We start from the raw sequence: 11,979 nt of genomic DNA on the forward strand, positions 1-11,979 counted from the left end.
AGCATGAGTCTGCACGTCTGTACGACTTGCAGACGCAGGTTCGCGCTGCAGACGGTGGGAGGCTCTGCGGACGACTGGTGGCGCTGCAAACCTGGGGGAGGCTGTGCGGACGGACGCCCCGCTGGACGCAGCCGTCAGCGCTGGACCAGGCCGACCTCGTAGGCGAACAGCACCAGCCCGACGCGGTCGCGGCACTGCAGCTTCGACAGCAGCCGGCCGATGTGGGTCTTCACGGTGCCCTCGGCCATGTACAGGTTGGCCGAGATCTCGGCATTGGTCGCGCCTCCGGCGATCTCGACCAGGACCTCGCGCTCCCGGTCGGTCAGCAGCCCGAGCCGCTCGTCCTCGGCGCCGGGTCGGTTCGGCAGGATCGGCACCACGTGCTCGAGCAGGCGCTTGGTCGCCGAGGGCGCCACCACCGCCTCACCGGCGGCGACATTGCGGATCGCGCTGAGCAGGTCGTCGGGCCGGGCATCCTTCAGCAGGAACCCGGACGCGCCGGCCTTCAACGCCGCGAAGACGTACTCGTCCAGGTCGAAGGTGGTCAGCACCAGCACCTTGGTGTCCAGCCCCGAGCCGACGATCCGCCGGGTGGCCTCCACCCCGTCCATCACCGGCATCCGGATGTCCATCAGCACCACGTCCACCTGGATCGTGCGCAACTGGTCGAGCGCCTCTGCCCCGTTGGTCGCTTCCCCGGCGACCTCCATGTCGTCCTCGGAGTCGATCAGCATGCGGAAGCCGCTGCGCACCAGGGACTGGTCGTCGACCAGCAGGACTCGGATCGGGCTCATCGTTCCTCCAGTTTTCGTGGGTCACCCGGGATCGGGATCGGGGCGTCGCGGCGGTACGGCGGCTGGGCCGGCAGCTCAGTCGGTGGGGTGGGCGAGGTCTGCGGACCTGGCGACGGCGGTGACCCGGGGCTCGGGAACCCAGGATGCACCTCAGCTGCACCCCCCGGACGAGGCCGCTGGGCGGTAGCCGGTCGTCCGCCTGGGTGGTGGTCGCCCGAGCCGGTCGGGAAGACCGCCCGCACCACGAACCCACCCTGCTCGCCCGGGCGGGCCGACAGCCGCCCACCCATGGCGCTGACCCGTTCGTGCATGCCCTGCAGGCCGTGGCCTTCACCATCGCTGGTGGCGGCGGCGCCGAGACCGTCGTCGGCCACCTCGACCTGCACGTGGTGGGGGCCGTGGTGCAGGCGGACGACGCAGTGCGCCTCGGGCCCGGCGTGCTTGAGGAAGTTGGTGACCCCCTCCTGGGCGACGCGGAAAATGGTCAGCTCCATCGCCGGGGACAGGGCCCGCGGCTGCCCGGTGACCTCGAGCGAGACCCGGTCACCGGCGCGTTCGACCATGTTCGGCAGGTCCTCGACGCCGGGGGTGGGGTTGTAGTCGGCCTGTTCGTCGGGCCCGGCCCGCAGCACCCCGACCAGGCGGCGCATCTCGGTGAGCGCATCGCGGCCGGTCTCGGCGATGGTGGTCAGCACTTCGGCTGCCGCCTCGGGCTTCTTCGCGGCCAGGGCGCGACCCCCTTCTGCCTGCACGATCATCACCGAGACCGAGTGGGCCACGATGTCATGCAGTTCCCGGGCGATCTGGTTGCGGGTGTTCACCTCGGCCATGCGGGCGGCGTGTTCGCGGCCGCGCATCACCGACTGGTAGTGCTCCTGCTGGGCGCGGATGCGCTGCTCCTTGACCATCGCCGCATCCCTCACCCGGCGCCCGAAGGCATACGGGGTGACCACCAGGCCGGCGCACACCAGCACGAACAGGATGAAGGCGGTCAGCTCGCCGCTGAAGGCCTCGCCCTGGCCGGTCAGCGAGCGGATCAGGTTCGGGAACCAGGTCAGCGGGCCCAGCACAGCCGCCGCGAACCCGATCACCAGCACCATCCGCGGTCGTCCCTCGACCCAGCGCGCGTAGGAGTAGACCGCAATCGGGATGGCGATCAGGAAACCGGTCGGCCAACTCACCAGCAGCATCTGCACGATGCCGGCCACGGTCACGATCAGCAGCATGAGCCGCGGGTTGCGTCGCCGCCACAGCAGGCCGAACATCATCGCCTGCCCGGTCAGGTAGGCGATCAGTCCTTCCAGGCCTAAGTTGAGCATGGCCAGGTGGGGCACGCCCAGCACGAGGCTGGCCACGCCGACCAGCGCCGCATTCAGTCGGAACGCGGACTCCTCGGTGCCGGGGTGTGGTCTGGCTGGGAAACTCATCACCACCCAGCCTAGGACGGCGCCCCCAACGATCGGGTCAGACCAGGGGATGCCGTCGGGCCACCGTCGTCCGCCTGTCGGCGGGCCGGTACCTCGGGGCGCTGCATCGTCCGGCCCCCGTCCGCCCCTGAACCCCCGCCGACAGCCCGAGCCCCGAGCCCTCCCGAGCCCCTCCCGACAGCCGGATGCGCAGGTTTCTGCAGGGAAGCTTCACTGCCAGTCATGGATGTATGACGGAACCTGCGCATCCGCGAGTTCGGCGGGCGGGACGAGGGGCCCAGCGGGACGAGGGCCGGATCGGACGACCGGGTCCGCGGACCACGGCCCCCCACCGCCCACCCATCCCTGCAATTCCCGCGCGCGGGCGGCGCCTGCGCACTAGCGTTGGCCCCGATGACTGTTCTGCCGGCCCCGGCGGACGAACCTGATCGCGTCGTGGGTCTTGAGTTGAACGCGCTCGCTCCCAGCGACGCGTGGGGATACCGGGCACTGGCCGCCCGGATGTGCAGTGACCCGATTCAACGGGCGTGGCTCACCCAGATGACCGACTTCGTCAACGCCCGGCTCGACCTGTCCGACCACCGCATGCTGGTGCTGCTCAAACTGCTGCTGACCAGCGACGACGTGCTGCCCGACGATGCCCGTGAGCAGATCCGCCGGGCGGTGCTGGGGTTCCGCTACTCCATGGCCGAACCCGGGCGCGACAGCATGTGCACCTGGACCGAGAACCACCAGCTGCTGTTCGCCACCAGTGAGTACCTGGCCGGGCAGTTCTACCCCGACGAGACCTTCACCAACGACGGCCGCACCGGGTCGATGCACCGCGCCAGCGCCCACGTGGCGCTGCTGGCCTGGCTCGACGACCGCTACCACCACGGCTTCAGCGAGTGGTTGTCGAACACCTACTACGAACTGATGGCCTGCGCCCTGGTCATGCTCGTCGACCACGCCGAGAACCAGGACCTCGCCACCCGGGCCGCCATGGTGCTCGACCTGCTGATGCTCGACCTCGCGCTGCACCGCTTCGAGGGCCACTTCCAGGCCAGCGGCGGGCGGGTGCACAAGCACCAGAAGATGAACCCCGCACGGGCCGAGGTCGAGTCGATCCTCGCCTCCGCGTTCACCTCACCCCCACGGTTCAACCACGACCAGCTCGCCGGGGTCTTCGTCGCCCGGCAGAAGTACCGGGTGCCCGATGTCATCCAGGAGATCGCGGCCGCCGACGGTGCCCGCCAGATCCGCACCAGCCAGGGCCGCGACATCGGTGAGGCCCTGGCCGACGTCGACCGTCGCCTCTACCGCGCCGGTGAGGACGAACGGTTCGCCGCCCTGGTGCGCACCGCCTGGGGCCAGCAGGCCTACGTCACCCCGGAGTCGATCAGCCTGACCATGAAGGCGCTGCGCCGCTACCAGCTGCAGGAGAACCGCTTCATGGCCCCGCTGGCCACCTTCGACAAGGTCCGCCAACCGGCAGCCCAGCGGGCACTGCTGCGCACGCTCAACCCCGTCATCCAGGGCACCGCGCTGAACCGGGCCAATGTGTTCACCTACCGCACCCCGAACTACCTGGTCTCGAGCACGCAGCAGTACCAGGTCGGCCAGTTCGGCGACCAGCAGCACCTGTGGCACGCCGCCTTCCCGCGTGACATCAACATCTTCGCGACCCACCCGGGTTCCACGAACCTGCCCGGTGAGGGACGACCCCCTTCGCCCTCGGCGTGGGTCGGCAACGGGGTCAACCCCGCGGTGGGGCAGTTCAACAATGTGGTGCTGGCGCTGCACGACCTGCGGGTGCGGCGCGGCTACCTGGAGGCTCGCCGCCACCTGTACAGCCACCTGTACTTCCCGTTCGTGAAGTTCGACGAGACCACCCTCGGCACGCGGGTACTGGCCGGGCGCATCGGCACCAGCCTGGTCGGCATCGTGTCCCTGCAGCGGATGGAGATGGTCAGCCCCACCGAGGTCGTCCAGCGTGGCCAGGTCACCGGCTGGGCGTTGGTCGCCTCCGACCTGAGTGAGTTCAGCAGCCTGCAGGGGTTCGTGACGACCCTGAAGAAGGCCACCCTGCACCACCTGCGCGGGGCGCTGGTGTTCAACCTCGAGCACTCCAACTCCTCGGTGGCCCCACCAGCACCCCATGAGTACCGGCTGGAATGGAAGGGCGGCTTCCTCGTCGACCAGGTGGCCCAGAACCCGCACTACTGGCGCCACGACAACGACTGGGTGGCCGCAGCCCGGGGTGCCGACCGCATCCTGGTCCGTGGCCGTGACAAGACGCTGCGTCTGGAATGGACGACCTGCACCCGCGAAGAGTCCTGATCCGGCGGGAGGCCGGGGGCGGGAGGCGGGAGAGCCGTTCGTCCGGGTTACTCGATCGGGTCGGTCGCCTCGGCCCACAGTGCGGCCTCGGCCTCGGCGCGCTGCACCTCGCGCCGGGCAGCGATGAAACCTGCCGCCGCAAGGGCGGCCAGCACGACCAGGATCACCTTCTTCATGGCCCCAGCCTATGCGCCGCCCGACGCCCAGCAGCCCGACGCCCAGCAGCCCAGCGCCCAGCAGCCCAGCGCTCAGTAGCCCAGCAGCTCCTGACGACGGGGCAGCCAGGCGATGGCGTCGCGGATGCCGTCGGCCTCGGTCAGCTCGGCCTGCCAGCCCAACAGGTCGCGGGCCTTCGAGCTGACGGTGTAGGCGCCGGCCACGTCACCGGGGCGCGGGGGGCCGTCGACCGACTTCAGCGGCGAACCGGTGGCCGCCTCGAAGGCGCGCACCAGTTCCTTGACGGTGGCGCCCTTGCCGGTGCCCAGGTTGACCACCTGGTAGGCCTCCGCAGCGGTGGCCGTGTCGAACTTCTCCAGGGCGGCGACGTGGGCGCGGGCCAGGTCCCAGACATGGATGTAGTCGCGGATGCCCGACCCGTCGCGGGTGGGCCAGTCGACCCCAGTGACGGTGAAGGTCTGCTGGGCCTGCCAGGCCTCGATCATCTTGCCGAGCACATGCGAGGGCTGGGCGGTCTGCAGACCGGTGCGGAACTGCGGGTCGGCGCCGATCGGGTTGAAGTAGCGCAGGCTCATCACCCGCAGGTCGCTCGCCGCCGCGGCGTCGCGCAGGATGTACTCCACCATGAACTTGGTGGTCGCATACGGGCTGCCGGGGTCGAGCGGTGACTGCTCGGTGACCTGGAAGTTCTCGTCAGTGGCATAGATCGAGGCCGAACTGCTGAACAGCAACCGGTTCACCCCGTGTTCGACCATCGCCTGCAGCAGTGTGATCGTCTTGGCCACGTTGTTGCGGTAGTAGCCGAGCGGGTCGCTCACCGATTCGGGGACGACGATCCGGGCGGCACAGTGCACGACCGCATCAACCCGGTTCTCGGTGAAGAGCTGGTCGAGCAGTTCCCGGTCGCCCACGTCACCGACGTAGATCGGACGATCGAGCACGTACTCGGGTCGTCCGGTGGAGTAGTCGTCGAGCAGGATGACCTCGTGGCCGGCATCGACGCAGGCCGAGGCGACGGTGCTGCCGATGAACCCGGCGCCGCCGGTGATGAGGACTCGCATGGTTGGGGCCCCTTCCTGTTGGTGGGGTCGACCCCCTGCCGCGCGCGGGGTGGTTCTGCGGTGAGACCCCGGCTGCCGAGCACGGTCCATGCTAGCGAGTCGGCCCCGGCATGGGCCTATCGTGGGGCGCGTGAGCCCTGTCGACATTGTCATCGCCGTGATCGCGGGCTTCGCCATCGGGTTCAGCATGGGCAGTGTCGGCGGCGGTGGGGCGATCCTGGCCGTGCCGGTGCTGGTCTATGCCCTCGGGCAGCCCCCCCTGCAGGCCACCACCGGGTCGCTGATCGTGGTCGGCGCCACCGGCCTGCTCGGGACCCTGCTGGCCCACCGCCGGGCCCGGCTCGACATCGGTCAGGGCCTGGTGTTCGGGGCGGTCGCGGTGGTCGGCTCGTCGATCGGGGCAATCGGGGCGCACTGGGTCGCTCCCGAGGTGCTGATGGCCAGCTTCGCGGTGCTGATGCTGGTGGTCGCCGTCACCACTGTGCGCCGACTGCGCCGCACTCCCAAGGAGGCGGCCGCCGCGCGGGAGGCTCGTCCGGTCTGGGCTGCCGGGCAGGTGGACTGGCCCCAGGTCGGCAAGGTCGTGGCGCTGGGCACCGTGGTCGGCCTGCTGACCGGCTTCCTGGGGGTGGGCGGCGGATTCCTGATCGTGCCGGCCCTGACCCTGGTGCTGGGAGTGCCGATGTGGCGCGCCGGCGGCACGTCGTTGATGGTGATCACGATCAGCTGCGCGGCCGCCCTGCTCACCCGGCTGGTCTCGGCACCCGCCGGGGTGCAGCCCCAGTGGACGACCATCGGCGTGCTGGCCGTGCTGGCGGTGGTGGGCCTGCTGGTCGGTGATGGGCTGGCGGCGAAGGCGAACAACCGGCAGCTGTCGATCGGGTTCGCCGTGCTGGTGTGCGCCGTGGCGATCTACACCGCCGTCCAGGCCCTGCCCGCCCTGCTGGGCTGAGCTGTGCAATCCCGCTGGGGGGCGATCTGAGGAAACAAGTAGCGGACGACCCGATTCGGGCGTTTTGCCGCCAGGTGAGGCCGCTGGCTACTTGTTTGTGGGATCGGCGGGGCCTCAATCCGCCTTGCTCCCGGTGCGGTTGATGCCGGGGTCGTCATCGGTGAGGCGGCCGACGATCGCGATCAGCGCGCAGATGCCGGCGCCCATCATCAGGGGCTTGCCGAGCATGTGATCACCCAGCGCGTTGATCACCGCGTGGTTGGCGCCGCCGACGATGCGGGTCTGGGCCACCCATGCCAGGGTCACCGCCGACAACAGGATGCTGGTCACGAAGAACAGCACCCGTGAGGCGCGAGGCAGCATCGCTGAATCGTGCCGGGTCATGCCACCGTCAGTGAGGACGCGCCAGGCCAGGCTGAGCAGGATCACCACGGTGCCCGAGACCCCGGCGAAGACCATGCTGGGTTCCGAGAGCGGTTCGCGGAACCGGAACAGCGTCGCCAGGATCGAGACCAGCAGCACCTGCTTCCAGATCACTTCCCTGTGGCCCTCGCGGATCCAGAGCACCGTGACCATCACGAAGACCAGCACGACCAGCGCGACAGCCAGCGCGTCGATCGTCCAGATCACCCGCAGCGGCCCGGTGGCCACCAGCCGCACGGCCGAGACCAGCATCACCGTGCAGTAGCAGGCCAGCACCACCGGGGTGATCCGGTCGTTGCGCCGTGCCCTGACCACCGCCAGCCACAGCGCCGCCCCCACCGAGACCAGGCGCATGATCGAGTTGGCGGTGTCGCCGGCCGTCCAGTCGATCAGCCACTCGAGGCTCCCCAGCCTGAAGACGGTCAAGAAGATGTTGCCGTGGATGGCGAGCAGGTTCACCAGCAGCTGCGGGACGATCAGGAAGGCCAGGGGGTAGGCCAGTGGCGTCCACGAGTTCTCGAGTGCCTCCGGCGGCACCGGGTGCAGGCCCTTGTCGGGACGCAGTGCGAGCAACCCCAGGGACAGTGCCACGGCGACCACCAGGACGATGATGGAGGTGATCCACACCGCAGGCGTCCACGACGGGTCACCGGCCAGGGTCAGGTCGACCCCGCGCCAGATGGCCGCGGCGCCGAGAAGCAGGGCCAGGGCGATGGTGGCCGGGCCCTCGAGCATCCGGTTGAACCGGTCCGCGGTCCATTCCGACAGGTTCACCGCCACCTGCGCGGCCGAATAGCCCAGCACGATCAATGAGGGTGCCGCCAAGGTGGTGAAGGTGACCAGCATGGTCAACAGCACCGTGGCACGGAAGTCGAAGCTGTAGAACACCCCCGACCCGATCGGGATGAACACGGCTGTCGTCGAGAGCACCAGCACCACCGGGAACTCGAACCAGGCGAACTTGCGCCCGATGCGCACCACGGTGAACGCCACGATGCCCAGGATCGCCACGGCCCCCCCGATCGCCGGTGCACTGGGTGGGTACAGCGACATGGCCAGCGCCGACAGGAAGGGGGTCAGCAGCAGCGGCAGCACGATGAAGCGGGCCACCAGGTGGATGTGCAGGTTCGCGGTGATGCCCAGGGCCAGCGTCAGCACCGACAGCCACATCAGCACCCCCACCGACCAGCTGCCGATGACCTGCTGGCCGCCGACCGCGATCGGAATGTCCGCCTCGCGGATCCAGGGGGAGGCGAGGATCATCACGGCGCAGACCAGGATGCCGATCGAACCCAGGACGACGGCCGGCACCAGCCCGCGGGGCCACTGCTTCGGCTCGGGGTAGCCGTCCTTGATCGGCTCGATGATGACCTTGTCGAAGATCTGCTTCACCACCGTCCACAGCCCCGGTCGGGGCGGGACGAACGGCTTCGCGGGGGGCTGGGCCACCGGCGCCCCGGCTCGCTGGGGCGGGGTCTGGGTCGGCGGTGACTGGGATGGCGGTGCCTGGGTGGGCGGTGACTGGGCGGGCAGCGAAGTCGGACGAGGACGCCGGACGGTCGCGTCCGGGTCGCGGGGTGCCTGGGGGTCGAAGGCCGGGTCGAGGGTGGTCATGGCCGCCCCCACCGGTGGAACTCGCCGAGGTTGGTGATCAGGAAGAAGTTCTGCCCGCCCCACACGGTGAAGGTCGAGACACCCTCTCGCTTGGTCATCGGCAGCTCGTACTGGGTGGCGCCGTGGGTGTTGAGCATGGTGTAGCCCGCATCAGTCAGCACCGCCAGCAGAGATCCGTCGGTGAACATCTGCTGGGCCTTCAACGGCCGGGTGAACAGGGTCTCCCCGGTGCGCGCCGACAGGGCGAGGACGTCGTCGGTCTGCGGGCAGAAGACCACGTCACCGATGCTGACCACCGTGGTGCAGTTGTCGCTCCAGGTCGACCAGTGGGCCCGGCCGCCGAGGTCGACCAGGGTCAGCAGGCCACCGGCGTCGGCCACCACCAGCCCCGAGGGGGTCTGGGCCACCGAGGAGATCGTGTCGAGCATCGAGATCGTCAGGTAGAGCTCGGGCCCGTCGTAGAGGTACAGGTCGGAATCGGCGGCCAGCAGCACCATGCGGCGACCCTCGACCTCCACCCAGCCCAGCGGCGCCTCCCCGGCGGGGGCAGCGGTGCGCCACTCCTGCTCACCGGTGTGCAGGTTGAAGGCGGTCAGGAAGCCGTCGAGGGTGAGCAGCAGCAGGGTGTCCTCGTCGAACTGGATCGGCGCCAACCCTGCAATGTCAGAGGTGTCGACCTGCCAGCGCAGCAGCCCGTCCACGTCATAGGCGACCAGCCGGCGCTCACTGGTGGCGGCGACCACCAGGTCGCCGGCCCCGAGCAGGGCGATGGTGGCCTCACCGGGGCGACGCACCCAGGCCAGGTTCATCCCGGAATCGTTCCCGTCGACCACCTGCGGGGCCAGGAAGGTGAGGTGCTGGTTCAACTGGTTGATGAAGGCGAACCCGTTGCCCAGCGGTACCGCCGGCGAGTTGATGGTGGTGGTGTACTCGAGTGAGCCGTTGCGGATCGTGGTCGGCAACGGCGTCAGCGCGGTCAGCCCGACCTGGGAACCGGTGGTCGACAGGGCCTTGTCGGCCCAGCTGAACGGCCCGGTGGACAGCTGCGCCGAGTTCGACGCGACGATGCCCCGGCCGGGGCAGCGGGTGATCACCGTCTGGCTGGGCTCCTCACCGATCACGTCGTCGTAGGTGACGGTGATGCACCCCTCACCCAGCGCGGAGGCCTCGATGGACGCCTTGCGTTTCAGGGGCAGCGACATCTGCAGGCTGGGCACGAACATGCTCGACTCCTGCTCCCAGGTGGTGCCCGGGCTCGGGTCGGGCGGCAGTTCGACCAGCGCCGGGGACAGGGCGAAGTCAATCGTCCCGCCCTGCCCGCTGTAGGCCACCAACCCCTGCTCACCGAGGTGGTAGAGCGTCCGGTTGGTCAGCCCGTCGCCGACCTCGGTCTCGGTCACCCAGTGGCGGCTGGTGACGTCCTCGAACTCGAGGTCCAGCACGGACGCCCAGCCGGCCGGCGTCTGGTCGGCCCAGGCCTGCCCGCCGACCAGGTGGGAGGTCTCGACCACGATGGTGCCCTCCTCGCCCTCGAGGACGGCGCGGTGCCCCGAGGCGGCCACGTACTGCGAGACCGGCACGTCGGGGTAGAGGGGTGCCGGCCGCACCGAGCTGGCCAGGCCCAGGGAGGCGACCGTGGCCAGGCTGACCCCGATCACCCCCCACCACTGCGAGATCCGCCGGGGGCGTGGCGCCGCCGCGATGCCCGGCGGCTCGTGGTGCACCGGGTAGTACTGCGGCGGCTGCGACATGGGCCAAGGGTAACGCCGTAGCGGTCTAGCGGAACAGTGTTCTGGAAGGGATCGTCCGCGGTCGTCCGGCCGGGGTGGCTTCGCCACCGGCGAACAGCCAAATCGTGGACCCCACTGGCGCGCCGCCCCGAACTGGCCCAACGATGGGGCGCATGACTCTTCGTCCTGAAACCCTTGCCGTCCACGCCGGTCAGGAGACCGCCGACCCGGTGACCAATGCCCGGGCCGTGCCGATCTACCAGACCACCTCCTACGTCTTCGACAGCACCGAGCACGCTGCCGACCTGTTCGCCCTGCGCAAGCCGGGCAACATCTACACCCGCATCATGAACCCCACCCAGAGCGTGTTCGAGGAGCGGGTGAACGCCCTGGAGGGCGGCATCGGGGCACTGGCCACCGCATCGGGCGCTGCGGCGGTGACCTACGCCGTGCTGAACCTGGCCGGCGCCGGCGACAACATCGTCGCCCTGTCGACCCTGTACGGCGGCACCTACGCGCTGTTCGCCCACACCCTGCCGCAGTTCGGCATCGAGACCCGCTTCGTCGACCCGAACAAGCCCGAGGAACTCGCCCAGCACGTCGACGAGAACACCCGCCTGGTCTTCGGTGAGACCGTCGGCAACCCGAACCTGAACGTCGTCGACCTCGACGCCTGGTCGGACGCCGCCCACGCGCAGGGCCTGCCGTTCATCGTCGACAACACCGTGCCGACCCCCTACCTCACCCGCGCCTTCGACCACGGGGTCGACGTCGTGGTGCACGCCGCCACCAAGTACCTGGGCGGGCACGGCACCTCGATGGGCGGCATCATTGTCGATTCCGGCCGGTTCGACTGGGCCGCGCACGCCGACCGGTTCAAGAACCTGACCGGCCCCGACGGCGCCTACCACGGCGTCGTGTGGACCGAGGCCGCCGGTGCCGCCGCCTACATCCTGCGGGCTCGCACCGTGTTGCTGCGCAACACCGGTGCCGCCATCACCCCGATGAACTCGTGGCTGTTCCTGCAGGGCATCGAGACCCTGCACCTGCGCATGGAGCGCCACTCGTCCAACGCCCTGGCGGTGGCGAAGTACTTGGAGCAGCACCCGGCCGTCGAATGGGTCAACTACCCCGGCCTGGAGTCGAGCCCCTACCACGAGGTCGCCAAGCGCATCCTGAAGGACGGCTACTTCGGTGGGCTGGTCGCCTTCGGCCTGAAGTCGGGTCGTGAGGGCGGTCAGGCGGTGGTCGAGGGGCTGGAACTGTTCAGCCACCTGGCCAACATCGGTGATGCGAAGTCGCTGGTGATCCACAACGCCACCACCACCCACTCGCAGCTCAGCGAAGAGGAACTGCAGGCGGCCGGGGTGCCGCCGGAGATGGTGCGCCTCTCGATCGGCATCGAGAACGTCGACGACCTGATCGCCGACCTCGACCAGGCCCTGGCGAAGCTCTCCTGAGGTGAGCACACCGTAGAGCGCC

Annotated in this window: 9 protein-coding genes; 3 read left to right on the forward strand and 6 right to left on the reverse strand. The window is 69.6% G+C overall.

Annotation, left to right across the window (positions count from 1 at the left end):
- Window positions 1-134 precede the first annotated feature (134 nt).
- Window positions 135-794 carry a response regulator transcription factor gene (locus ACQE3C_RS03065; protein ID WP_434537727.1) on the reverse strand — a complete coding sequence of 220 codons (660 nt, stop codon included), beginning with the start codon at window positions 792-794 and terminating at the stop codon, window positions 135-137.
- The gene (locus ACQE3C_RS03070) at window positions 791-2,221 is read right to left on the reverse strand and encodes a sensor histidine kinase (RefSeq protein WP_434537728.1); all 1,431 of its coding nucleotides are present in this window, start codon (window positions 2,219-2,221) and stop codon (window positions 791-793) included. Before ACQE3C_RS03070 ends, ACQE3C_RS03065 begins: the two co-directional genes overlap by 4 nt.
- A 393-nt stretch (window positions 2,222-2,614) precedes the next feature.
- Between ACQE3C_RS03070 and ACQE3C_RS03075 the strand changes: the two genes are divergently transcribed.
- Window positions 2,615-4,540, forward strand: coding sequence for a hypothetical protein (locus tag ACQE3C_RS03075; protein ID WP_434537729.1), 1,926 nt, complete (start codon window positions 2,615-2,617; stop codon window positions 4,538-4,540).
- A gap of 47 nt (window positions 4,541-4,587) precedes the next feature.
- On the opposite strand, the gene ACQE3C_RS03080 is transcribed toward ACQE3C_RS03075, so the two are convergent.
- Both ACQE3C_RS03080 and galE read right to left on the reverse strand, forming a co-directional pair.
- Entirely contained in the window at window positions 4,588-4,716 is a 129-nt protein-coding gene (locus ACQE3C_RS03080) for a DLW-39 family protein (RefSeq protein WP_434537730.1), read from the reverse strand.
- 72 nt (window positions 4,717-4,788) lie between these two features.
- Window positions 4,789-5,778, reverse strand: a complete 990-nt coding sequence (gene galE / locus ACQE3C_RS03085; RefSeq protein ID WP_434537731.1) for a UDP-glucose 4-epimerase GalE — start codon at window positions 5,776-5,778, stop codon at window positions 4,789-4,791.
- Window positions 5,779-5,908: 130 nt separating this feature from the next.
- Here galE and ACQE3C_RS03090 point away from each other — a divergent pair, with 130 nt between their 5' ends.
- On the forward strand, window positions 5,909-6,730 hold the full coding sequence (locus ACQE3C_RS03090) for a sulfite exporter TauE/SafE family protein (protein WP_434537732.1): 822 nt from the start codon (window positions 5,909-5,911) through the stop codon (window positions 6,728-6,730).
- Between the two features lie 114 nt (window positions 6,731-6,844).
- On the opposite strand, the gene ACQE3C_RS03095 is transcribed toward ACQE3C_RS03090, so the two are convergent.
- Complete coding sequence (locus tag ACQE3C_RS03095) at window positions 6,845-8,767, reverse strand: hypothetical protein (protein ID WP_434537733.1); 1,923 nt, start codon at window positions 8,765-8,767, stop codon at window positions 6,845-6,847.
- On the reverse strand, window positions 8,764-10,518 hold the full coding sequence (locus tag ACQE3C_RS03100; protein WP_434537734.1) for a PQQ-binding-like beta-propeller repeat protein: 1,755 nt from the start codon (window positions 10,516-10,518) through the stop codon (window positions 8,764-8,766). The genes ACQE3C_RS03095 and ACQE3C_RS03100 overlap by 4 nt, the downstream gene beginning before the upstream one ends.
- 152 nt (window positions 10,519-10,670) lie before the next feature.
- Here ACQE3C_RS03100 and ACQE3C_RS03105 point away from each other — a divergent pair, with 152 nt between their 5' ends.
- The gene (locus tag ACQE3C_RS03105) at window positions 10,671-11,957 is read left to right on the forward strand and encodes an O-acetylhomoserine aminocarboxypropyltransferase/cysteine synthase family protein (RefSeq protein WP_434537735.1); all 1,287 of its coding nucleotides are present in this window, start codon (window positions 10,671-10,673) and stop codon (window positions 11,955-11,957) included.
- Window positions 11,958-11,979: the final 22 nt, after the last annotated feature.

Origin of the sequence: Aestuariimicrobium sp. Y1814, assembly GCF_050113895.1 — a bacterium.
Classification (GTDB): domain Bacteria; phylum Actinomycetota; class Actinomycetes; order Propionibacteriales; family Propionibacteriaceae; genus Aestuariimicrobium.